The organism is uncultured Metabacillus sp. (assembly GCF_947503125.1).
Classification (GTDB): Bacteria; Bacillota; Bacilli; order Bacillales; family Bacillaceae; genus Metabacillus.
In genome coordinates this window covers 54,195-78,673 of the sequence record NZ_CANNCR010000017.1, presented here as the reverse complement: position 1 = coordinate 78,673, position 24,479 = coordinate 54,195, and the positions used below count along the sequence as shown (strand labels likewise).

The following is a 24,479-nucleotide window of genomic DNA, read 5'->3' as shown; positions in this document are numbered from 1 at the left end:
GCGAACCGATGTTGACTTATCGTAGGGAGATGATCTGAAGTTTGATAGGCGATAGGCGCTGGAGCTGGATGTCGCAGTGCTTATCCACAGTTCAATGAATTTTATAATTTCCTAAACAACAAGATAAGCAATGCCTGTTCTCTTCACAAGGAAACAGGCATTGCTCATTTTGTTATTAAGTAAGCTGTAACATAAAGTCGTTATTTGTTTAAAAACCTCTAATTTTTTCCGTTTATTATATAATCTGCTGATAAATGTAGATAAATTTTCACGTCTACATGCAGGAAAACATGATTGTTTTCGAAAAATATTAAGGAGGACAAAAGTCTATCAAAAAAGAAGGAAAGGTGGTCGTTGTTGGTGAGAGACGATATGACCTTACAACAAATTGCTGAAGGTCTTCCTAAATCCGTATTAAATGCATCTGACAAAGACTTGGAAGGATTCCAAAAAATCATAGAAGAAACAATTAAACTTCGAGAAGGTCATAGAAATTTACAAAAAATGATTAAAAATTTTTCTACTTCCGGAATTCAGCGCACTTAAACAATTGAAGCGATTGTTTCGACATGCATTTATTGCTAAGACTATTTTTTTCTACCGCCTGATGAACCCACATGTAGGTCTTTGAATATAGCTCCTTTTCAAAAAATGGTTATAGTCAAGGACCTACCAAATGGGTAACAAAAACATTCATTAAAAAAAGTCAGCCAAAATCCTTTTGCTTTCATCTAAATAGATCCTGCTTTATATAGCCTATGAAACCGCCCGTTTTTCTTTACTCCATGCCTGTACCTTACAAAAATAATCCTTTTTTCATAAGATGTATTATCTTTTACGTTAGGTGGTGAATCGGATGGGCAAAGATGGCGGCGGATTCGGTTTCGCATTAATCGTTGTATTATTTATCCTCTTAATTATTGTAGGTTCAGCGTATGTTCGCTAATAACAACTTTTCTCCTCTTTAAACTCCAGATTTAATTCACATCATCTTATTTAAACCTTCAAAAAAAAGGGCTGCCTCAAAACAAAAGGGTCACCACCAACACCATATATAGGTGATAATTGGTAGAGTTTGACCCTTTTGAGACAGCCCCTGTCAAATTAATCAGTTGTTTTCTTTCTAAGCATAACCATCATCACTGTAATGATACTAAAGGCAATAAAGGCTAAAAATGGAATTGTGATAAATCCCAGCAAATTGATATACTCGCCTGAGCATGGGATACCACTTGTACACATTTCGAACTTTTGCAAGAATGGAATTTTCTGCAAGGAGTAATGATAGGCTGAAATAATCATTCCTATAATCGAGAACGGTAAAACATATTTATAAACTTTGCGATCATTATGATAAAATGCGATGCCGATCACGAAAGTTAATGGATACATAAGAATACGCTGATACCAACATAGTGTACAGGGGATAAAATGCAATACCTCACTAAAAAATAAACTTCCTAACGTCGCAATGAGAGAAGTAACCCATGAAAACAGTAATGACTTATTCATTTCTATTCACTACTCCTCTTGTGCAGCCTCTTCAACCATTGCTTTAAAGTCTTCATAGCTATTGCCTTCGAATATTTTCCCATTTACATAGAGAGTTGGAGTACCAGTTATTCCGAGATTGTTGGCTCTCTCCATATCAGTATCCCAAGCAGGCTCTGATTCATTACTTTTAAATGCTTGCACCACTTTTTGAACTTCCGCTTCTGAAACAATTTCCTTTAAGGTATCTTCAAGAAATGTTTCTGTAAAAACATCGATTCTTTCATATTTTAAGTCAGCTGGCTGTTTTGTAAAAAGAAGTTCATGGAACTCCCAAAATGTATTATTCCCAAGCTCCTGGTAAACAGCCTCGCCAAACTTTGCCGACCGGATCGAATCAATGTTAATGAACGAATAATTCATAAAATAAAATCTTGCTTTCCCTGTGTCAATAAAATCCTGCTTGATCTGGGGGAGAAACGACTCATTAAAATTTTTACAGACAGGACATTTATAATCACCAAATTCAACAATTTGAACAGGTGCTGCTTCTTCCCCAAGAAACGGTTGGCCATTGTAATCAAATGCTTCAACTTTTGTTGTTGTATTTGCCAGAAAGAACAAACCGCCCATACATATTGCCAACAGACCGACGATCCAAAAGATAAGCTTTGGAGATTGCGTTTTTGATTGTTTTCTTTTTCCTTTTGACATGATTGCACCTACTTAATTTTTTGTCAGTAATAACTAGGCTGCTTTTTTATTTGTTAGTTTCGCATCAAGTGAAAATGATGATTTCGAGTTAAGAAATAGGAATAGTGCAATGGCTGCATATGTAATATCTAATTCATACGCCGAAAAACCTTCAGATAATTTTACCTTTAAGATCACGACAATCATAATGATAAAAAACAAAGGAGTAATGTAACGTGTACCTAAGCCTGCTATGAGCAGCAGACCTCCAACGATTTCGATCGCCGTAACCATATACGCCATGAATCCAGGGATGCCCATGCTTTCAAACCAGCCAGCTGTGTTTTCAACTCCACCTTGATATTTTGCAAAACCATGAATAAAAAATGCTAATCCTAAATAAACACGCAAAATGAGAGATCCGATTTCAAAAGACTTCATTTAAACTAGCTCCCTTCAGTTAATGTTTTATGCCACCAACACTACATAGTGTAGTGTTGGTGGGTAAAAAATTACATTCCTTTTACGAATTGCATCATTGTATATATACACTACACATTGTAGTGTATATATACTTATTGGTCAAGAATAAAAACTGATCAGAAACAAGACTAATTAGACAATAATCATTAATGTCATCAAAATCATAATCATGTTAATGGAAATAATAATCGATCTTGTTTGTAATTTGACAGGAATGGAGTTCTCTGGCTCAACCAACTGCTTTATTCGGTAATCAACCGTTCCTCCAGTAAAATGGACAAGAACCGGAGTGGAACCTCCTCCCAAGCGTGTTTTAATAAGTTTAAGAAGCGCGCTGCCTAGCCCTAATTCAGATCCCATCCGCTTAACTGCATATTCATCAGCTACAAGTTCAACCAAAATTTTATAATTTTGATAAGCCCATTTTGTAAGCGGAATATACCACATGACTTCAGAGATCAGTTGTAAGATAAAGATTTTAAAAGGATCAAAATATTTTTGATGGGCCGTTTCATGATAGACTACGGCAGCCAGTTCCTCTTGATCCAGCATCTTGATTAATTGTGTCGATAGAACAATCTTTGGTCTGGCAAATCCAAAGGTGATGGCAACAGGTTCATTACAGGTAATCACTTGAATATCCATTTTTTTACGCTGGAAATGATGATTTACAGATAAAGTCAGTTGTTCGTTTTTTAACAAGGTGATCTTATTCTTTATTTTATTTATTTCCATTAGCTGTTTAATCATTTTTTTGCAAATACTAAAGATCGTGACGACAATAAAAGAATTGATTGTTAATAAAACAGAATGGTACAAGAAGGTATTTCCCTTAAATAAACTAATACAAAACTGAAAGATATTCAGATTAATCATTGTACCAAATACATGATTAACCACATACATTCCCATTTGAGCACACAGAAGGATCCCAAGAAAGAGGCCTAGTCCGAAAACAACTTGTGATTTATATCTCCACATTATTTATTTTTTCCTTTTTTTAATTGGTTAATTTTTTCTTCCAGGCGATGAAGTAATTGTTGATCTACCTCTGTTAGAGAATCAAGCATATGGTTCACAACCAGGCCTCCAAACTCATCTAATAGATTATCCGTAAGCTTTTTCGATTGCTCTTCAATGAATTCTTGCTTTGATTTTACCGGCTTGAAGAATGATGTTCTTCCGACCGCCCTTTTATCGATCACTTTTTTATCAACCAGCCGATTCATTACAGTCATAACCGTATTAAAATTTGTTGCTTTTTCTTTTTCAAGCTGCTGCTGAACTTCTTTAATACTCATTTCTGAGCCTTCCCAAAGAATTTCCATAATCTTAGACTCTAAAGGACCAAAAAATCGATTCAATCCTACTTTATCAAACCGAAAATTGTTTATATTCATGTTTTTCACCTTCCATTACATATTGTAGTGTAAAAGAAGGAATTCATCAATAAACAAAAGAAAGAAGATAAGGATTATTCTTATCTTCTTTCATGAATGTTTGCTTTACAATTCTTTTCCATTTGTTTCAATAACATGTTTTTACCAATGAAAGCTTTTCTTTTTGATTAAAAATGATAATTTTTATATACAAAAAGACGCTCAACCAACTGATAGTGGGTGAGCGTCTTCAAGCTTCTAACAAACTTAGTTAGAACCAGCCTTTAATAATTCTTTTTGTTCATCGCTATTTTCAGCTTTTTCTTTTGCCATTTTGGCTTGTTTATATTTCCCTAACCCAATAACAGCAGCAATGACTAAAATTTCGAAGCCATATTTTACAAAGCCGTTAGCAAACAATCCGCTTAAGAAATGTTCTCCAACGATCATCTTTGCAGAAGTCCATGCTAATACACCAGCCCCAATCGTAACAATGATCGGGTAACGATCAATCCATTTGAGAATAATTGTACTTCCCCACATAACCACTGGAACAGAGATTAATAATCCAATGATGACAAGAAGCATATTTCCATGAGAAGCTCCTGCAACAGCCAATACATTATCAAGACCCATTAATGCGTCAGCGATAATAACGGTACGAATCGCTGCCCAAAAGTTATCTCCAGCCTTTACATCTCCATGATCATTGTCATCAACAAGCAATTTATAAGCAATAATCACTAGTAAAAGTCCGCCAACTAAATGAAGGCCAGGGATTTCTAATAACCAAACGACCGCAAGTGTTGCCACGATACGAATCGCAATTGCGCCAAATGATCCCCAAATAATTACTTTCTTTTGTTGGTCCTTAGGCAGGTTTCTTGCCGCAAGTCCAATTAGAATGGCATTATCTCCAGCTAAAACTAAATCAATCACTATAATAGACAAAAGTGCAGTGAGAAATTCCATTTCCATTTTTTCAACCTCCTAAAAAATTATATTTTACTACTTTCAAATTCTTTTAGAATCAAAAATAGTTTTAAACAAAAATAAAGAGACCTTTGCCAAAGTGGCAAAGGTCTCGCTAAGCACAATTTTATGCCAACAAAGCCGATGAACAATCGAGGTTCATGGAATGACGACTTTGTTTCAGGATTATCCTGACGCTACTCCCCTTTACGGTGGAAGGTTATTACGTATTCAAACTACTTGTTATTGTCATTATACTTTAGTCTTGAAAATATGTCTATATTTTTGATTTATTTTATGCTTCAACATCGATAAAATGCTCTTTCTTTTGCTTGATGCCGGCAATCAGGCTGAACGTAATGGCAATGATGGAAAGAACCATTAACGTTCCTGAAATCGGTCTTGTAAAGATCGTTAAAAGATTCCCATTAAAAAGATTTAACGATTGTAATAATGACTCTTCCATTAAACCGCCCAAAATAAAAACTAAAGCAATTGGTGCGACTGGAATGTCTGCCTTTTTAAATAAATAGCCGATGATTCCAAAAGCTAGAAACCCTCCTACCTCCCAAAGGCTGTTGCTGATTGAATAGGTACCTACAATCGAAACGCTAATAATGATGGGGAAAAGCAATTTAAACGGGATATTTGCAACCTTTGCCCACATTTTAGCCATTGGTAAATTCAGAAATAATAAAAGAGCGTTCCCAATAAACATACTAGCAATGACAGCCCAGACAAAATCTGCGTTTTGAACAAACATAGTTGGTCCAGGTGTGAGACCGTGAAGGATAAAGGCCCCTAATAAAACCGCCATTGTTGCAGAACTAGGAATTCCTAATAAAAATAAGGGGATTAATGCGCCACCACAAAAGGAGTTATTTGCCGTTTCAGGTCCTGCAACACCTTCAACCGCTCCCTTCCCAAAGCGAGCGGGATCCTTCGCCAGCTTCTTTTCTAATGAATACGACATGAGGGCGGGAACAACTGAACTGGTTCCTGGAATTAAACCGATGAAAAACCCTAAAAGAGTCCCTCTTCCCATTGACATTAGTGAGGGCTTCCATTCGTTTCGTTGCGGAAAAAGTCCACCCATTTTTGGGGGCTGATCCGGCTTTTTAAATTGCTGTTCTGCACTTAGTAAAATTTCCGATAACCCAAACAGACCCATTGCTATCGTAACAAAATCGAAGCCATCTAATAAATGTGCAGATCCAAAGGAAAAGCGTACAATACCTGACCCTGGAGCAATCCAACAGAGCTAATACGAGACCAATTGTAACCGCAATAGCTCCCTTTATAATGGATTTACCTGCCAAGCCAATCACCATTGTCATGCCAAAAATGATTAAGGCAAAAAATTCAGGAGGACCGAATGCTAACGCAAAATCGACTAATAAAGGGGCGACAATGACTAATCCAACAATCGATAATGTGCCTCCAATAAAAGAGCCGATGGCCGATAAACCAAGAGCAACACCTGCACGTCCATTCTTTGCCATTGGATATCCATCAAGACTTGTAATAACAGATGCCGCTTCACCTGGTACATTTACTAAGACAGTTGTAATGGTACCTCCATACATAGAACCGTAAAAAATACCAGCAAGCATGATAATGGCAGGGATTGGATCCATTGCAAAGGTCATTGGAATTAGAAGCGCTGTTCCTGCACTGGGACCTAAACCAGGTAAAATTCCAACCAGCATTCCGACTGTTACACCGATTAAACAATATAAAAGATTTTGCCATGTAAGGGCTGTTTCCAACCCTGCTAATAAATACCCTATGGTCTCCATTGTTCTCCCTCCTTACCATCCCCACATATTTACTGGTAATGGAATATTTAAAACGGTCTTAAATCCTAGAAATAATACCATTGTGATCGCTGCTGAAATACCTAATGATGAATACCATTTGTACTCTGGAGAAAGCAGGATTATTAATACAATCATGCTGGCGATCACAAAGCCTGAATAAGGTGAAATAATAATAAAAAGAAAAATAGACCCCAAAATCGATAATAGCTTCATCAATACCTTTCCTTTTGGAAGCAAATCGAATATACTGTTATTTTTCTCTTTTAAACTACTAAATATATAGATAATGGATAGGACTCCCAACAAACCGCTTAACCAAATTGGGAGCAGCCCAGGAAAAGTTAGGCACACAGGTCAGCTATGCTAGTAGTGAAGAATATAGAAAAATGTTGGAACAAGATATTCAGGATATTACAGACCTCAAGGATCTATTGGGCTGGTAACATTTACTGGAACACCTAATTCTTTTTCTAGAAATGGTGTTAACGTACGGGCGGTTGTATCTGTACCGCCTCCAGCATCATAAGAAACGATCACAGAGATTGGTTTTGTTGGATAATCTGTCTCTGATGAGTCCTTTGTTCCTAATGAGGATGAAGCTGCCCCCTGATTACCCGAACAAGCTGTAAGAACCCCGATGATGAATAAAAGCATTACTGCAAATGACCATAAACGCTTCATGTTTACATCCCCCTTTAATAATCTTAGACTTTATATTAGCTATCGAATGGTAGATAACGCTTACAATTTATCGGTTATTCGACATTCTTTTTAGATGAATACTTAGAAAACCCTTTTACAAACTTTTAGTGAAATACCCTTTAATCCTCTAATAACGTTATAAATATGCCGTCTAATTTCAAGCGCTTACATTTTTGCTTAGGTATCAATGTTTACTTTCTTATTTTCAACTGGATATTTTTCTATTGCTGATGTAATGATTTCCTCCAACATCTTATAATGCTCCTTTTTGACTGGGATTACAGGCGGCTTAACTGTGTTCCCAACAGGAAGTCCAACAATTTCCATTCCCGCTTTAATGAGGGATATGGCATATCCTTTTCTGGATTTACGAATACGATTAATCGGAAGAAGAACATCCACATATAATTGCCTTACTAGGTGATGGTTTCCTTCAGTTAGTGCTTTATAGTACATTCTAGAAATATGCGGCAAATAGTTTGATATCGCAGAAGAATATGTGTTGAAACCTAACGGTATATAGGTTGGCATCGTAATTTCTGCAAACGGCATTCCATTAATCCACTGTAGACGATCCCCGATAGTTTGTGTTTGTTCAACTACCAGTTCCATTTTTCCATGTCCATCTTTAAGCCCAACAACTTGCGGATAATCTAGCAATCTTTGCAATGTTTCTAGTTCTAAAATGGCATTATCCCTCTGATAAACAATGGCGTTTAAATTGCTATTCTCAAGGATCTCTTTATAGTAATTATAGATCCCTTCCTGCTCTCCTTCGATTAAATAAGGCGGCAGAGTTAAATACCCATCAGCACCTAAATCCTCCGATAGCTTTACTTGTTCAATCGCATGCGTAATATTACCGCCAACACCTGTATAGACTGGAACCTTTCCTGAAGCAGTCGTAACAGCCACCTCTACCATCGACTGGTACTCTCCCTTACTTAATGCATGGAATTCTCCAGATCCGCAAGCAATAAAAATTGCTGTTAGGCCCTCTTCAATTAAAAACTGAATATTTCTTTCCAATGCCTTCTCATCAAGCCGTCCATTCTCACCCAATGGTGCTACTGGAAAACCTAAAATTCCCTTTGGAGCCTTCCTTTCAACAAGTGTCATCCTTACTACCTGCCTCTCCCCTAATTTTGTTGGGCATTTAAGACCATACCTCATCTTTCCTTTTGTCCATTTGTCATACAATTAATTTCTGATTCAATTGTATGACAAATGAAATTGCCTGTCAATTCAAAAAAATAAAAATTCATGAGCATTTTCTTTTTTGCCGTTGAAAGAGCAAAAGTGCAAACGCCATGCCGGTACAAGAATTTAATCATTTCCTTAAAATTAAAAAAGCTAACTCTAGAGGGCTGAACCCTTTTGAGATAGCTTTTAAAAAAGGTAAGAAAGAAAATTTTAACCTAGTTTTTGTGTCTTGTTCCGAAGCACAGGACGTGCAAGTGCAGTCATTGCGACAGGACGTCGCGTCTTTTGACTGCCAGCGCCTAGCCTCTCTAGGGTCTAGCCACTCATGAATTGAAGGCAAAGAATGCCTTCTATTCATAAGCGTCTTATTTGCCCTAGGCTGATCAAGGCGCTTGCGCTTTTCTTATAATCATTCTTTCCTTTCAGCCAGCAAGCGCAGGGAAAAGACCGTTTTTTCACCGGTGCTTTCCCTTAAAAACATATCACCGCTCTGTGCTTTTGCTAAAAGCAAGCTGAACGGCAAGCCTAGGCCAAGTCCTCGTTCTACATGTTTTTTGTTTTCTCCGCGATAAAAGCGTTCAAAAATAAACGGTTGCTCTTGCTCAGAGATGCCGTAGCCATTATCTGATACATCGAGGGAAATATAACCGCCATCTCTGTACAGCTCAACAGAAATTTCCCCTTTTTTTCTCTCTTTGACAGCGTGAAGGCTATTATTCAATAAATTCACGAGGATTTGCTGCAGTCTAACATGGTCTGCAATCGCAAAAAGCTGTGTTTCATGTGTTGTAAACGTAAGATCTACGTTCACTAATTGCTGCTGGTGAACAATTTCCCACTGATAGATGATCTCTTTCACAACCCGGCATAGGTCCATCTTTTCTGGATTTACTTTAATCGAACCTGCGCTAAAACTATTAAAATCTAATAAATCCTCCACCATCTTCTGCAGTTTATTTGCCTCATTTAAGGCCATTTGGACAAATTCCTTACTCTGATCTCCTGTGACAACATTGTCTCTTACCGCCTGAATCAAGGCACTTACTGAGGTAATCGGTGTTTTTAATTCATGTGTTACACCTGCGAGCAATTCCGTTCTTAGGGCTTCAAGATGTTTAAGGCGATTCGTCATTTCCTTGAAGGAAATGATAAGCTGATGCAGCTCTTTTTCTTTCACATCTTCGTTTAATTTAATTTCATAGTTTCCCCGCATTAGCTCTCCGGCCGCTGTTGCTACCTGTTCAACCGGTCTTGCTAATTTTCTCGACAATGAATAGATGACGAACCAGCCTAATATCGCTAATCCGCCTAAAAGTAAAGCTAGCAGCTGATATTCTTCACGATTCATATTCGTCAACTCTGTAATCGGTTGAATAATAATGATGGCTCCAATGGTTTCTTCATCTAACTCGATAGGCGAAATAACAGCATATGCAGTCCGAAACCGGTCTGATGAAATTTTTTCCACAGATAAGCTTTCTGGTATTTCTAATAATCTAATAAGTTCATCTTGCTTATTAGACTCAAAATGATCGCGGCCTCTCGGGCCTAGTGGTAGTACTCTCCCATCATTCATTTTCAGATAAAATTCCAATGGCTCCCGATTATTTAATACTTTTTCTCGATCCTCGAGGAATGGGAGTTTAGGGCTGACCATTATGTTACCTTCCTCATCAACTACTCGATCCGAGATTACTCGATCCGAGATCTCTTGTGCCAGTAATTTGGTTAATTTCAGCTTGTTTTCAATTGAACTATGCCGTATCCAAAAAATTGAAACGACTGCGATAATAAGTAAACCAATTACAAGCGTGATTAAATAACGTCTTGTCCAATAATATAATAGCGGAATTTTTGACTTCTTCTTATTTAACATAGAATTGGTAACCCAAACCGCGAAGTGTTTTAATCTCTCCATCAGCCTCATCCCATCCGCTTAATAATTTACGAATTCGTTTTATGGCAAGATCGACTGCCCTGTCGCTCCCTTCATAATCATATCCCCAGACATTTTCGATCAGCTGCTCCCGTGTAAAGGTTTGGTTCGGATGCTCAGCTAAAAATAGAAACAAGGATAGATCTCTAGGAGTAAACTGAATTTCGATTCCGTTTAAGAATACCTGATGAGCAAGAAAATTAATTTTCAATGACCCATAAAGTTTAACCTTGTCGGCTTCTTCAAGCTGTGGCGATCTTCTAAGAACAGCACTCACTCTAGCAAGCACCTCCTCAGCGACAAACGGCTTTGTAATATAATCATCTGCTCCACTGTCAAAGCCTTGTAATTTTTGATTCATATCTGATAAAGCCGTAATCATGATGACGGGACAGGAGCTTTTTTCACGAATTTTCTCTAATACACCCCAACCATCTAGCTGCGGCATCATAACATCTAATAAAATGAGCGCCGGCTTTAGTTCATCAGCTTTTTGTAATGCTTCTACACCATTATAGGCATAGTGTACGTCATACCCCTCTTTTTCTAAATATGCACCTAGCACCATCGAAATGGCAATTTCATCTTCTACAACTAAAATTGTTTTCATCATCTGTTTCCTTTTTCCTTCGATTATACTAAAACTGTCCTGATTGGAAAAAGGAGTTTGACATCTTGATTAGTCAAACTCCACCAAAAACTTCGTTTAATGTCGTAAAGCAGCTAAAGGACTTAAGTTTGCCGCTTTGTTTGCAGGAAAGATGCCGAAAGCAACACCGATGATAATGGAAAAGCTAACGGCAACACCTACTGCAAGCCAGGAAATGGATACGGCCATGTCTAATAATTGGGAAAGCGCCTCTGCACTTCCTATTCCAATAAGAACACCAAGCAAACCGCCAAGAGCGCTTAATACGGTTGCTTCAATTAAAAACTGTGTTAATATATCCTTCTTTTTTGCACCAATCGCTTTTCGAATCCCAATTTCTCTCGTTCTTTCCGTTACAGAAACGAGCATAATATTCATAATTCCGATTCCGCCAACTATAAGGGAAATGCTGGCTATACCTGCAAGCAAGAGGGTCATTGTATCTGTTACAGATGTTAATGCCTCCTGAATATCTGATTGATTCCGTACATTATAGCTTGTTTCATCCCCGCTAAATTGATTGTAGAGGAATCGTTCAATTTTAGCCATTCCCATATCAACCGTATCTTCTGACGCCATTTTCATATCAACTGAATTAATCACGGTTTGACCTAAAAAGCGTTGTGCAGTAGCGAATGGGATAAGGACCATATCATCAACAGAGCCTTGCAGCTCCTCACCCTGTTCCTCGAGAACGCCAATTACTTTAAAGGTGGTTCCATCTATTTTTACTTCGTTTCCAACAGGGCTTGTAAATCCGAATAATTCTGTTGCAACATTTGAGCCTAAAAGGGCAACCTTGTTGCGGTTTTCATCATCAATATTTAAAATAAAACGACCTGAGCTGACCACAGTCTCTTGGACATCTTCATATGATGGGGTAACACCGTTAATGGTGACACTTTCCATACTGGTTGTGCCATTTTTTACTGTTCCACTTCCTGAAACGGTTGGTGACACAGCCTCCACTTCAGAATATTCCTCAAATCCCATCACCTCATCATAATCAACAACTTCTTCACTTGTTGTATTCCCTTGTATCGAAACAGATACCATTGTCGTTCCTAATGATGAAACATCTTCTGAAACAGACTGTGAAGCCCCTTGTCCAAGTGAAACGAGTGCAATGACAGCTGAGACCCCGATGATAATGCCCAGCATCGTTAAAAAGGCTCTAAGTTTATTGGTAACAATATTTTTAAAAGCAATTTTGATTGCTTGCCCTAGTTTCAATGGACAAGCACCTCCCTTCTCTCAGAGATTTTGCCATCTTGAATGCGAATCACCCGCTTAGCTTGTTTCGCAATTTGTAAATCATGTGTAATTAAGATGATGGTATGGCCTTGATGATTTAAATCCTGTATCAAATTCATTACTTCAATACCAGTTTTGCTGTCTAATGCGCCGGTTGGTTCATCTGCGAGTAAGATCGGCGGATTTCCGGCAAGGGCGCGGGCAATTGCCACCCGCTGCTGCTGTCCCCCTGATAATTCGGTTGGCCTATGGCCGGCGCGGTCAGCTAATCCAACCTTTTCTAAAGCTTCCATCGCAATTTCCTTTCTCCGATTACTGTTTAAGCCACGGTAAATGAGTGGAAGTTCTACATTTTCAAATGCAGATTGCTTAGGTAATAGATTAAATGATTGAAAAATAAACCCAATTTTTTGATTACGCACCTCTGCTAATTGTTTTTGCCTAAGGGAAAGGACATTTTTCCCATCAAGAAGGTATTCTCCTGAATCAGGGACATCGAGACAGCCAATCATATTCATAAGCGTTGATTTTCCTGAACCAGATGGACCAATAATGGCGATAAAGTCTCCTTTGTTGACGGAAAAGCTGACATCATCTAACGCTTTAACTGTTTCTCCTCCAAGTGTATAGTGTTTACTAATATTGCGTATTTCAACGATGCGCTGTTCTTCAATCATTGACCCATTCCTCCCCGATTACCGCCTCCACCTTGAGGCATTTGTCCTCCATCCATGCTGCCAGGGAAGCCCTTTTGCATCATTCTATCCATCGTCTCCTCTGTATCATCACTACTTGATTGAAGAGTTGGAAGAACGACCTCTTCACCCGCGCTCAAGCCACTGACTATTTCAGCCACTTCTTCATTTTGCAGGCCCACTTCAACCGTTTTTTGTGTTGTTTGTGCTGATGAGTTTTCTGTACTAGTCGTGCTTGCATCTGAAGTTTGCTCTTCTTCTGTTTGTCCAACTGCTTCTGTTTTGCTTTCTCCTTCAGCTGGAACTAGTACATAATATTGATCACCCTGTTTTTGAACAGCTTCAATTGGAACGGTAACGACATTTTCCTTGCTTTCCGTTGTAATCACTGCCTCTGCAGTCATTCCTACTTTTATTCCTGTCGGTTTATTAATTTTTACATTAACAGCATATTGTGCCACACTGCTGCTTTCAGATTCATTAGCTTCTTTTGAGACACTTGTAACTGTCCCTGTAAATTCTGTATCAGGAAGGGCACTTACGTCAATTTGTACGGTTTGTCCAACCTTCACCTTCGAAATATCTAATTCATCCACGTTTACAACCATTTGCAGATTGCTGTAATCAGTAATTTCAATCAATTCCGTTCCCTTTGAAATCATATCTTCTGCCTCCACATTTAATGTGGTAATTTCTCCTGAAAACGGTGCTTCGATTGGATCAAGATCATCGTCTTCAAAGGTGATTAAATCATCGCCTTCTTCAACCGTATCACCAACTGCAACTAAAACCTCTTCCACAACAGCATTATTTTCTTCAGCTGTGATGATCTCTTCATTTATCGTTGAAATGCTCCCTGTACCGCTTACCGTCACTTCGACATGCCCGGTTTCTGCAACAGCTGTTTGTGTTTCCATAGTAGTCGTACTTGCTTCCTCCTTTTTATTACTGAAAATTCCATAGGCGGTTGCTCCTCCGCCAATAACCATTACAAGTATGACAATGCTTATGATCCATTTTTTCATTTTTCTCTTCCTTTCTTTTTGCAAGTTAATCGTATCCTACGAATTTTTTGTTAGTGGACATAAACTGTTTACATGTACAAGCATAAGTCCGTAATGTGTCAAGCAAATGTCAGAATTGATTTTTTAAAGAAATTTTGATGAAATAAAAAAAGACCCCAGATTGAAAACTGGAATCATTGTTTCACTTACAATTATCTTTTTAGTAAGTCCTCGCGAACAGGTGTAAATGTATCTAGTAAAATTGATTCTTCTAATGCTGTTACACTGTGTTTTGCATGGCTTGGAATATAAATTGTCTCCCCCTGGTTAAGCATGGTTTCCTCTCCATCAATCCGGAAGGCAATTTTTCCTTTTATACAATAGCTCATTTGTTCATGAATATGGCTATGCTCATAGCCTTCAGCCCCTTTTTCAAATTGTACCTCCATCATCATTAAGCCTTCTCCAGGCTGAAAAATCTTTCGCTTCACACCAGGTTCTGCTGACTCCCATTTTCCTATATTACTCATTACGTTTCCTCCTATGTAAGATCATGTTAACGCTTGCATACTTCTCTATTACTATAGCATAATTATATTTATCATTTATGTCTTTAAGAAAAAGTCAATTCCGTTTTTTCCGAAAAGATAGTGAGTTTTACTAAAATGATAGAATAGAAGGTTATCGATCCGAATGAAAAACGAACCTTTAAGGGGGATATTACATGACTCAGTTATTATGGCCTAATGGAGCACCTTTTCAGGAAGCTAACCAGGATTATTCACCGACTCTTACACCCTATTTTGCAGAAAGGAATGAAAAGCATGGTGCAATCATCGTTTTTCCAGGAGGCGGCTATCAAAATCGGGCACTTCATGAAGGTGAGCCTGTTGCAAAATGGCTAAACAGCCTTGGAATAACGGCTTTTGTTCTACACTATCGAGTATCGCCTTTTAGACACCCGGCCCCGCTGGCAGATGCTCAGCGTGCCATTCGATATGTTCGACATCATGCCGAGGAATGGAATCTTGATCAACAAAAGATTGGCATTTTAGGATTTTCAGCAGGCGGGCATTTAGCTTCGACCGCATCAACCATTTTTGATATAGAAGGCTTGGAAGCCAGTGATTCTATTGACTATGAAAACTGTCGCCCAGACTTAGCAATTCTTTGTTATCCTGTTATATCATTCACAAATTACTTCCATGAAGGCTCTGTCCACAACCTTCTAGGGGAAAATCCAACACATGAGCTTCGAGTCTCGTTATCTAGTGAAAATAACGTTTCTGCAGCCACCCCCCCTACATTCCTGTGGCATACAGCTGATGATGCTGCAGTACCTGTTGAAAATAGTCTTCTATACGCACTATCGTTAAGCAAAAACAAGATTCCATTTGAATTGCATGTCTTTCCTAATGGACGTCATGGTTTAGGTTTGGCTGACGATGATGCTGTTGTTGGAAAGTGGACTGAGTTATGTGGGAGCTGGTTGAGAATGCAGGGGTTTGCGATATAAAGGAATTGTATTATATAAAAATAACCCTTAGCTAGTTTGGAGTTTGAGCTAAGGGTTATTTCACGAATGACCAATTTCGTATCTTTACTCTATGTTTTAATCTTAAAATTTCTTCGGATTCCAGCCCTTCAACACATTCTCAACCGTATATTCCTTAGCCTCTTCATCGGTTAACTGCGGTCGATCTAGATTGACGCCTGGCCCTGTATTTTGGTATTCATAAAATCTGGCATCTTTTGCACTGAATCCGGACATATCTGTCCATCCTTCTTCATGAATATGTGCGCCAAGTTCACAGTTTTTAAAGACGACACTTGCAATCGCATTTGGGTCACCGCCAGGATGCCATGGACGTCCTAAGTAGACAGTTCCATCTGCCGCCTCGCTTTTTAACCGGCTATTTAGAAAGAGAAAGCCATATGGTTCACTGATGTTTGTGCTTGCAGCTGTAATATAGCCATTATTCGTTGATGAACCACGATCCACTGAAACGATCTCACAATCTTCAAATACCGCCCGAGCTCCGCCGAAAATAAAGTCGACATCTCCTTCAATATAGCATTGGTGATAATATTGTGTGCCTGAATGGGCTAATAGCGTATCCTGATTTCCGATAAAGCGGACATTGTGAAAGGCAAGTCTTTCGCCGCGTGCATAGACAGCAACCGCCTGAGAGCCTCCCTCAACTAAACTCTCATCAAAGGAGTTTTCCATTGTGAGATTTTTTGCGGTAAAATCATTCGCATAAATGAACACACTTGCACTACCGCTTGTTCCATATGTGCCGCCTTCTGGTCTTTGTTTTTTCGCATAGTTATCGTACGTCAAAATTGTTTTCTTTGCACTTTCGCCAACTAAACTGATAAACGGCTTATCAGCAGGCACTTTGATTACTTCTTTATACACTCCGTTTTTCACAAAAATTTCTACAGGCTGCGGGTTATTAGCTGGCACAGTATCAACCGCTGCTTGAACGGTTTTGTAATCACCATTCCCATCCTGTGATACAATCAATTTCACTGACAGTTCCTTTAATTCTTCTGTAGCATCCCCCACTCTGATTAACTCTCCTTCTGCTAGCTCTCTGCCATATTTGTCTGCCAATTCATTTGGCAAGACCTCTACATAAACATGCTGTTCAAAATAACCGGTAGATTTCGCTATTTCAAGCAGTTTTTTTGCATAGCTGCCTCCCCATGAGTAGCCATCACGACGCTCTTGTTCAATTTCCTGAATTGTATGTTTGATGACCCCATCTCTGCCAGAGAATATTGGTTTATTTGTCCCAATTTCATAAAATCTATACCAGGTAACCGAGTTTGGATCCTCTACAAAATAAATCCCATTAGGATCACCGCTTACATAGCGAATTCCCTCCAGCTTTACTTCATCAAACCATTGCAGCGCCCCAAGAATCGCTTTTTGAATTTCTGGTGTTTGGTTCGGGCGTGACATAAGGAATCTTACAATTCCTACTGATTCACTGCCTGAAATCGAAGGATGCTCATAGGACCTTGCATGCTGTGGTTCATACGTAACAGGGTCATGCTGGGCACACCATGCTGTCAGCTTTCCATCCACTTCAATTTGCGATTTTAAAATATACTCAATCCCTTTATCCATTGCCTTTTGAAGTTTTTGCTTCTTCTCTGTAGTTAAGAAGCCTTGATCAAACGGGTATGCATCCTTTACTAAATCATCGAACAGCTCTAAAACATTGATCATCGCATTATCATTAAAGGTGACATAGTTAGAATAATAGACAGAGTCTTCAAGGGATTCGGTACGCTTCGGGTACACCTGCGGCCATCCACCTGTTTCAACTTGCATCGTTAATAAAAAGTCAATGCCTTTTAATATACTTTCTTTCAGCTTTTCATCCTTTGTTTCCCGATATACTTGTGATAGAAAGCGGATTTCCTTAATTGTTGCTTGATTATCAATTGTCCCAATTTCTTCGCCATTAGGTCCTAATTGTTTAGAGCGTTTTTCTTTTCCATCCCAAGGACGGCTGTACTCATTATCCATGCTCTTTGTCCAACCGCCATGATCCATTTGCCAGGATACAAGATGATCAGCCTGCTTTTTCATTTCATTTAAGTCTCCAGAGAATGTATCTTCCTCTGTTCGAACCACTTTCCCCGCTTCTAATGCCTCTTGCAATTCATAGATCACAACCGTATCGCCAAATGCATTTTCTCCAACCGCCGCCCGTGTTGGGTACATATCTTGAAATTCAGGGTTCAAGGTTTTAAAGCTTCCGGTTGCCGCCTTTAATGCCAATGCTTTCACATCAAATTCATCAAAGGAGCCGTTTAGCAACACAGCCACATGCTTATCGGTAACCGCTTGTGCACTTACAACATGAACCTGTTTTGCTTGATGATTGATTTCAGCGGCTATTTTATTAAAAATGGCTTCAGCTTCTCCTAGAGTTACATAATCGTTCTTACCAAATCCGGGTTTACTTGACATATAGCCATTTGAGACAACAGCTCCAACAGCTGCTTTACTTTTCTCAGCTGAGTCATTTGTGCTATTACCCGGCTGCAAATCTAACACCTCTGCAATGATTTCTGCTGCTGCTCTGCGAGTGATATGGGCATCAGGATGAATGGCGCCAGCTTTATCTGCCGTTACATAGCCTTCTTGTTTAGCAGTCTCAACTACATAGCTCCACCATTTCTCTTTAGACACTTCCCATACAGTGCCTTTTGCCTCGATATTTATATAGACATGTTCCGGGTAGAAACCCATGACGTTATTTATATGAGCGAAAAATTCCAAGCGCGTCATTTCTTGCTTCTTATTATGCTGATCTGATGATAGAATTCCTTCTGTTTTTAATTTTTTTAAGGTTACTCCATCCACTAGCTCTTCCATCGCAACTTCTTTTACCTCTACCGGCTGGGGTCCTTCAGGCTCTTGGTCCAACACCTTATTATGTATCCGCAGGTGGTCAATGTTGGCTCCTCCGCTTCCCCCTGCACCTGTTGCAATAATAATATTTTCTCCAGCTTGAAGATTTGCTTTAGTTGCCGCTGTTTTCCAAGCGGTCCATTCTCCTGTTGAAGGAAAGGCAAGTTCTTGTTCTGCGACTTGATTATTTACCATAATTTCTGCCGGCCGATTTTCAGCCGCACCATTGGCATAGCGAAATTCTAACGTGTACTCACCTGCAACAGGGACATCTGCTACAGTCCATGTAATCGTCCCGCCCGGAGCATTCGGCTTGTAATCAACAAACCCCGCTCCTGTATATCCAGGGTGTTGGGAATCAATGATCGCATCCTTAATCACTGCATCTTCTGCTTCATAAATAGCATCGAATTCTTGAGTCTCTCCTTCTGCGTAAGCCCTTTCATTTTGAAAAACTCCAAAACCTGGTGTAACTGTTAGTAAAAGTATTATTGTAATTAGTAACCCCTTTCGAAACCCTTTCCACTTTCTCAAACGCATCCTTCCCTTCATCGATTTTTTCTTGCATGTTGATTATAATGGAAGGGTTTACATGAAAAATATAATCAATTTTTAAGAGATAGGGAGATTGGCCTGCTATTTTTAAATAATGAAAGCTCATGAGCATAAACCAAAAGATTGATTATGACCTTTAGCCCAGACCATGTTGGTTAATTTAGCTAGAAATCGTGAGCATGATTGTACTATTTTCTTTTCACTAAGCGTATGATTATAGTTAGTTAAGAATCTATTAGAAAAGGGTGAGTTCCTTTTGTGTAAGAAGCTGTGCGGTTTAACTTCCACTTTAAACAAGCTCACGTTTTCACTGCTGTTAACCGGTTATAAAACATGTCCTCCTGGCTGGAGCAGACAAGGAACGAAGCCACAGCATCATTCCCTTTGGTTTATCACGAAAGGAAAAGGGGAAGTGGTTTTAAATGGTAAGCGAACGAAGCTTGGTCCAGGAAAACTGATTTTCTTTACACCTGAGATGATATGCGATAAAAAAGCTTTCAGAAATCATGCCCTTGAATTTTATTTTGTCCGGTTTTCTTATGCGTTGGCCTTTGAGGAAAAGGGCATGTGGCATTTTAAACAGGCAAAAGATGTTACATTTCCGCTTAGCGGGGTCTATACCATGACAAATAGTTCAGCTATCATCTTATTATTAGATCAACTCAATTCGTTATCAAAAAGACGGGGGGCAGCTGTCACCTTTCAGAAAAAGCTGCTGCTTCAGGAGCTGCTATTAACGATTGCCCAGGATTTTCGCTCACAAACGATCTCTGGTGACAGCAAAAAAGCGATTGAAGGAACGATTGAATATATGGTTGATCACTACAAAAACCCAATCACCTTATCCGACTTAGCAAATATTGCTGGATTAAGTACAAGCCATTACTCACGATTATTCAAAAAATACATCGGCTTAAGTCCGATCGATTACTTAACACACTTGCGTATTGATCGGGCAAAAGAGCTGCTTGTCCTTTCTGATATCCGCATTAAAGAAGTGAGCCAGACCGTCGGGTACGCAGATGAGCTTTATTTTAGCAGAACTTTTAAAAGGATCGTTGGGGTATCGCCATCCCAGTTTTGTGATGATCATAAGCTCATACCTGATACCGTACCGAAATAGCATACATAAAGTGTTGAGACTTTCAACAGAAGTTACTGCTCTATCTACTTTGAAAATAAAAGAAAATGAAACAGAACCTCCTCTTTAGCAGAGAAAGTTCCATTTCATTTTTCTTTATGCGTTCACTTTTGCTAGAGACGATTTTCCTTGGCTCCTGCATAGTTGGTAATAATCCTTTTTGTTTCTTAATAATTCCTGATGATTGCCCATTTCGATTATCTTGCCTTTCTTTAACACAATAATCTTATCTGCATGCTGAATCGTTGAAAGGCGATGGGCAATGATAATCGTCGTACGGTTTTTTGAAATCTTTTTTAACGTTTGCTGGATGACAGCTTCGGTTTCCGAATCAATATTAGCGGTTGCTTCATCAAGGATTAACACATCCGGATCCGCGATAATCGCTCGTAAAAAGGAGAGAAGCTGATTTTGGCCCGTTGATAAGACTGTGCCCTGTTCACCAAGCATGGTCTTATACTCCTGTGGCAGCGACCTGAAAAAGGAATCAATGTTAACTGCTTTTGCTGCTTCGATTATTTCCTCATCACTGATCTTCCGGTTATTGAGCCTGATATTATCTAAAACGGTGCCAGAGAATACAAAGCTATCCTGTTGAATGATGCCAATATGCTTTCTTAGCTCTGAAAGCTGTACATCTTTAATATCGACACCATCAAGTGTGATTTTACCCTTTTGAATATCATAAAACCGATTGATCAACTGAATAATCGAGCTTTTACCGGCACCGGTTGCTCCAATAATTCCGACCGTTTCCCCCGGATGAATGACGAAATCAATATCATTCAGTACCCATTCATCTTCTTTATAGGCAAATGAAACATGCTGGAACTCAATCTTACCGGATACCCTTTGTCCGAATGATTTTGGCTGTATCGGATTTAAAATCGTTGGTTCTGTGTCAAGCGTTTCAAAGATTCTTTCAGCAGAAGCAAGTGCTGCTTGGATTTGATTAAAGTGGTCAGCTAACCCACGTAAAGGTTCAAAAAATTGTCTTACGTATTGGGTAAACGCATACACAATTCCAAAGGTTATTGCTCCTTCCAGTACATTTCTGCCTCCATACCAAACAAGAAGTGCTAGCGACAGATTCCCGAAAAGCCCGATGGAAGGATTGAAAATCGAATTAAGGACCGTTTGCCGCATACCTGCCCGATAATGCTCATCATTTAATTTGTTAAATTGTTCCAATTGCTTCTCTTCCCTGGCAAAAAGCTGGATAACTGTCATGCCGGAAAGGTTCTCGGCAAGAAACGAGTTAAGTCTGGAAAGGATGAGGCGGATGTATCTTTGTGCCTTTCTCATCACCGTTTTAAAATAAAAAGTTGTAAGCGTAACAGCAGGAATTAACATTAAACTAATAAGCGTCAGCTTGACACTCATATGAAGCATAATCATAACGATCCCAATAAGAATAAAGATTTCTTTGAGTAAATTCACGATCACTTGAGAATATAACTGATTTAGTGCCTCTACGTCATGGGTAATCCTTGTTACTAACCTTCCAATTGGATGCTTTCCATAGAAAGAAATCGGCATTTTCGTAAGATGTTTAAAAAGTGTTTGTCTTATATCATAAATAATTGATTGCCCTGTATATTGAAGCGTATTATGTTGATAATACATAAGCACAGCCGCTCCAATAATCAATGATAAATAAAGAATCCCCATCAGAATGAGTCCTTGATAATCATTTCCTCGGAAAAGATCGATATCATTTGAGCTTAATTGGCTAACTGAATACAGCTTTCCGTCGATCATTATTTCATTTGCCTGTTTATTTAGCTGATGGTTTTCTAACTCAGAAAGTCCATTATTCCATCCATGAACAAGGTAGTGGCTGCCGGCGACGGAAACAATGGCCGTTTTTTGTGCATCTTTGAGTAACTCGTTTGCAGGTAGTGGTTCTTTGATTCTTAAATAAATCTTCCCTTCAAACAAGGCGGTTTCCTTAAAAGATATCTTTTGCTCCTGCAGTTGTTCCTTCATACGGTCCGCACTTGATGCTTCCATTGCTATCATTGGTGAATAAATGCCATTAATATATGAATCTATTGCCACTTTAACGATATATGGCTGCGCTAAACTGGTGATAACAATAAATACGGTTAACAAAATCGCAAGAAAAATTCGTTTCCAATAAGGCTTCGCAAAGGAAAGCATCCTCTTTAGCAGCTGTGTATCACTATAATCGACGGGTTTACGATTTGCCTTGGTTTCGATGCTAACTCCTCCTCCTTTTAATTCGGATCGTTCGTTCATAATAAGACGGGATCTCTGAAGACTCTATTGGAAGCTCATTCATTTGCTGTATATGCATGTTATAATAGATGCCGTTTTCCCTTAGAAGCGATTCATGTGTTCCTCGCTCAGCAATTCTCCCTTCATCCAATACAATGATTTGATCTGCCTTACGTATAGTTGAGATGCGATGACTAACAATAATCGACGTTTTTCCTTGCATTTCGGTATTCAATGTTTTAAGAATCATCTCTTCGGTTTTCGCATCAACAGCACTTAAGCTGTCATCAAAAATCATGATCGGGGAGTTTTTGATCATTGCGCGGGCAATACTTACCCGCTGCCGCTGCCCTCCTGATAAGGAGAGTCCCCTTTCACCTAATGTTGTTTCAAAGCCTTTAGGAAAGTCTGTGATGTCTTTGTATACATGGGCTTGCTTTGCCGCTTGATAAACCTGTACTTCTTCATACGACTTTGGATCAAAAGCAATATTATCATGTATGGTTGAGGAAAATAAAAAATTTGTTTGTGGTACATATCCTATTGAAGTTCGCAGTGTTTTTAATGGAAGATCTCGAATATCAACATCATCTATGAACATGGTGTTTCTCGGCGGATTGTAGACACGTAATAGCAAATTTACGAGCGTTGATTTGCCGCTGCCTATTTTTCCAACAATCGCTAAACTTGTGCCTTTTTTAATGACTAGATTTATATTTTCCAAGGCTGGCCCCTTACTATTTTTATATTGAAAGGTTAAATTGTTAATTTTTATATTCCCTTCAATTTTTATAGGGATAACGCCTTCTTCATCTTTTATATCAGGTTTAGTTGCAAGTACTCGGCATAGTCTGTTGTCAGCTGCCTTTCCTTGTTGAAAAAGATTAATCACTTTTCCTAAATTTTCGATCGGTGCGATTAAAAAGGATAGATATGTATTAAACGCAACAAATTCACCAAGTGAGATCGTGCCTTTCATGACTAAAATGGAGCCAAACACGATCGAAAGCAAATAACTTAAGCCGACAATTCCATGACTAAGTGAGGTAAACAGGGAGTTTGAGCGAATTAAGCGTTTATTTGCTTCAACATTTTCATCGTTTTCTTTTGTAAACTTCCTTAATTCCTCCTGTTCTTGTACATATGTTTTAATAATCCGTATTCCTGTGCAAAACTCTTGGACTCTGCTCGTAAGCGTGCCTATGGCTTCTTGAACCTTATTTGAATGCATACGGATCTTTTTACGGAAGCGATACGCGAGGTAGGTTAAACCAGGCAATGGCAGGATAACAAGCAAGGTTAAAGCAATATCAATCGTTCCCGCCATCATTGAAATCGCAATCGAGATTAACACCACTGCTTCAATGGTTTGAAACATTCCTTGCATACCAATTTGACGAAGAATGTTTACATCATTTATGGCATGTGCCATAAGGTTCCCAATTCGCTCCTGTTGGTAGTATTGAGCAGGCAGCGTCTCCCAATGGCTGAATAATTTCGTACGCAAATCTCTTTCTAACATCCGGGATAAACGAAAAATATAAATCCGTCCAGAGGATCGAAATAAGAACATTCCCACACCTACTAGAACAAACCAACCTGCTAATTGAAAAAGATCTGCAACATCAATCGATAAATGCTGGATTCCATCTGTGAAATCCTCTAATAACATCGGAACGATTAATTGCAGGATAAGAGAGATCGATAATAATCCCGAACCAAGCAAATATCCCCATTTATACTGAACAAGGTGCTGATGGAAAATGGGTCGTGTTTTCAAAAAACCCCTCCTCTAACAGATGAATAGTGTTAGATTACAGCACCTG

At 38.9% G+C, this 24,479-nt stretch carries 22 protein-coding genes, 1 pseudogene and 1 riboswitch; of the genes and pseudogenes, 4 read left to right on the top strand and 19 right to left on the bottom strand.

Annotation, left to right across the window (positions count from 1 at the left end):
* The first annotated feature begins 360 nt into the window (after nucleotides 1-360).
* Entirely contained in the window at nucleotides 361-546 is a 186-nt protein-coding gene (locus Q1B07_RS13455; RefSeq protein ID WP_299090663.1) for a hypothetical protein, read from the top strand.
* A gap of 310 nt (nucleotides 547-856) precedes the next feature.
* Nucleotides 857-946, top strand: coding sequence for a YjcZ family sporulation protein (locus Q1B07_RS13450; protein ID WP_299090660.1), 90 nt, complete (start codon nucleotides 857-859; stop codon nucleotides 944-946).
* A 158-nt stretch (nucleotides 947-1,104) separates the two neighbouring features.
* Here the strand turns inward: Q1B07_RS13450 and Q1B07_RS13445 are convergent, their stop codons facing one another.
* From Q1B07_RS13445 to Q1B07_RS13370, 16 genes and pseudogenes are all read right to left on the bottom strand, one after another.
* On the bottom strand, nucleotides 1,105-1,512 hold the full coding sequence (locus tag Q1B07_RS13445) for a disulfide oxidoreductase (protein ID WP_299090657.1): 408 nt from the start codon (nucleotides 1,510-1,512) through the stop codon (nucleotides 1,105-1,107).
* A gap of 9 nt (nucleotides 1,513-1,521) precedes the next feature.
* Nucleotides 1,522-2,205, bottom strand: a complete 684-nt coding sequence (locus tag Q1B07_RS13440) for a thioredoxin domain-containing protein (RefSeq protein ID WP_299090655.1) — start codon at nucleotides 2,203-2,205, stop codon at nucleotides 1,522-1,524.
* Nucleotides 2,206-2,238: 33 nt separating this feature from the next.
* A complete protein-coding gene (locus tag Q1B07_RS13435) occupies nucleotides 2,239-2,625 on the bottom strand; it encodes a DoxX family protein (RefSeq protein WP_299090653.1) in 387 nt (128 codons plus the stop codon).
* A gap of 174 nt (nucleotides 2,626-2,799) precedes the next feature.
* The gene (locus Q1B07_RS13430) at nucleotides 2,800-3,648 is read right to left on the bottom strand and encodes a M56 family metallopeptidase (RefSeq protein ID WP_299090650.1); all 849 of its coding nucleotides are present in this window, start codon (nucleotides 3,646-3,648) and stop codon (nucleotides 2,800-2,802) included.
* On the bottom strand, nucleotides 3,648-4,067 hold the full coding sequence (locus Q1B07_RS13425; RefSeq protein WP_299090647.1) for a BlaI/MecI/CopY family transcriptional regulator: 420 nt from the start codon (nucleotides 4,065-4,067) through the stop codon (nucleotides 3,648-3,650). The genes Q1B07_RS13430 and Q1B07_RS13425 overlap by 1 nt, the downstream gene beginning before the upstream one ends.
* 246 nt (nucleotides 4,068-4,313) lie before the next feature.
* Entirely contained in the window at nucleotides 4,314-5,018 is a 705-nt protein-coding gene (locus tag Q1B07_RS13420; protein ID WP_299090675.1) for a TerC family protein, read from the bottom strand.
* A 118-nt stretch (nucleotides 5,019-5,136) separates the two neighbouring features.
* Nucleotides 5,137-5,236: riboswitch (yybP-ykoY riboswitch) on the bottom strand.
* A gap of 77 nt (nucleotides 5,237-5,313) precedes the next feature.
* Nucleotides 5,314-6,727, bottom strand: a pseudogene (locus tag Q1B07_RS13415) (tripartite tricarboxylate transporter permease).
* 102 nt (nucleotides 6,728-6,829) lie between these two features.
* The gene (locus tag Q1B07_RS13410; RefSeq protein WP_299090643.1) at nucleotides 6,830-7,189 is read right to left on the bottom strand and encodes a tripartite tricarboxylate transporter TctB family protein; all 360 of its coding nucleotides are present in this window, start codon (nucleotides 7,187-7,189) and stop codon (nucleotides 6,830-6,832) included.
* A gap of 69 nt (nucleotides 7,190-7,258) precedes the next feature.
* Nucleotides 7,259-7,519 (bottom strand): hypothetical protein, encoded by a 261-nt coding sequence (locus Q1B07_RS13405; RefSeq protein ID WP_299090642.1) that lies wholly within the window; start codon nucleotides 7,517-7,519, stop codon nucleotides 7,259-7,261.
* 198 nt (nucleotides 7,520-7,717) lie between these two features.
* Nucleotides 7,718-8,659 (bottom strand): 5-dehydro-4-deoxyglucarate dehydratase, encoded by a 942-nt coding sequence (gene kdgD / locus Q1B07_RS13400; RefSeq protein ID WP_299090639.1) that lies wholly within the window; start codon nucleotides 8,657-8,659, stop codon nucleotides 7,718-7,720.
* Between the two features lie 493 nt (nucleotides 8,660-9,152).
* Nucleotides 9,153-10,661, bottom strand: a complete 1,509-nt coding sequence (locus Q1B07_RS13395) for a HAMP domain-containing sensor histidine kinase (protein ID WP_299090636.1) — start codon at nucleotides 10,659-10,661, stop codon at nucleotides 9,153-9,155.
* Nucleotides 10,609-11,289, bottom strand: coding sequence for a response regulator transcription factor (locus tag Q1B07_RS13390; protein WP_299090633.1), 681 nt, complete (start codon nucleotides 11,287-11,289; stop codon nucleotides 10,609-10,611). The genes Q1B07_RS13395 and Q1B07_RS13390 overlap by 53 nt, the downstream gene beginning before the upstream one ends.
* Nucleotides 11,290-11,385: 96 nt before the next feature.
* Nucleotides 11,386-12,561: an ABC transporter permease gene (locus Q1B07_RS13385; protein WP_299090631.1), complete on the bottom strand. Its 1,176-nt coding sequence runs from the start codon at nucleotides 12,559-12,561 to the stop codon at nucleotides 11,386-11,388.
* Nucleotides 12,558-13,259: an ABC transporter ATP-binding protein gene (locus Q1B07_RS13380; RefSeq protein WP_299090629.1), complete on the bottom strand. Its 702-nt coding sequence runs from the start codon at nucleotides 13,257-13,259 to the stop codon at nucleotides 12,558-12,560. Before Q1B07_RS13380 ends, Q1B07_RS13385 begins: the two co-directional genes overlap by 4 nt.
* A complete protein-coding gene (locus tag Q1B07_RS13375) occupies nucleotides 13,256-14,302 on the bottom strand; it encodes an HlyD family efflux transporter periplasmic adaptor subunit (RefSeq protein WP_299090625.1) in 1,047 nt (348 codons plus the stop codon). The genes Q1B07_RS13380 and Q1B07_RS13375 overlap by 4 nt, the downstream gene beginning before the upstream one ends.
* A 191-nt stretch (nucleotides 14,303-14,493) precedes the next feature.
* On the bottom strand, nucleotides 14,494-14,811 hold the full coding sequence (locus Q1B07_RS13370) for a cupin domain-containing protein (RefSeq protein ID WP_299090622.1): 318 nt from the start codon (nucleotides 14,809-14,811) through the stop codon (nucleotides 14,494-14,496).
* Nucleotides 14,812-15,005: 194 nt separating this feature from the next.
* Between Q1B07_RS13370 and Q1B07_RS13365 the strand changes: the two genes are divergently transcribed.
* Complete coding sequence (locus tag Q1B07_RS13365; RefSeq protein ID WP_299090620.1) at nucleotides 15,006-15,797, top strand: alpha/beta hydrolase; 792 nt, start codon at nucleotides 15,006-15,008, stop codon at nucleotides 15,795-15,797.
* Between the two features lie 102 nt (nucleotides 15,798-15,899).
* On the opposite strand, the gene pelA is transcribed toward Q1B07_RS13365, so the two are convergent.
* Nucleotides 15,900-19,250: a pectate lyase gene (gene pelA, locus Q1B07_RS13360; protein WP_299090617.1), complete on the bottom strand. Its 3,351-nt coding sequence runs from the start codon at nucleotides 19,248-19,250 to the stop codon at nucleotides 15,900-15,902.
* 277 nt (nucleotides 19,251-19,527) lie between these two features.
* Here pelA and Q1B07_RS13355 point away from each other — a divergent pair, with 277 nt between their 5' ends.
* On the top strand, nucleotides 19,528-20,394 hold the full coding sequence (locus Q1B07_RS13355) for an AraC family transcriptional regulator (RefSeq protein ID WP_299090614.1): 867 nt from the start codon (nucleotides 19,528-19,530) through the stop codon (nucleotides 20,392-20,394).
* Between the two features lie 114 nt (nucleotides 20,395-20,508).
* On the opposite strand, the gene Q1B07_RS13350 is transcribed toward Q1B07_RS13355, so the two are convergent.
* Nucleotides 20,509-22,674 carry an ABC transporter ATP-binding protein gene (locus Q1B07_RS13350; RefSeq protein ID WP_299090613.1) on the bottom strand — a complete coding sequence of 722 codons (2,166 nt, stop codon included), beginning with the start codon at nucleotides 22,672-22,674 and terminating at the stop codon, nucleotides 20,509-20,511.
* A complete protein-coding gene (locus Q1B07_RS13345; protein WP_299090610.1) occupies nucleotides 22,637-24,433 on the bottom strand; it encodes an ABC transporter ATP-binding protein in 1,797 nt (598 codons plus the stop codon). Before Q1B07_RS13345 ends, Q1B07_RS13350 begins: the two co-directional genes overlap by 38 nt.
* Nucleotides 24,434-24,479: the final 46 nt, after the last annotated feature.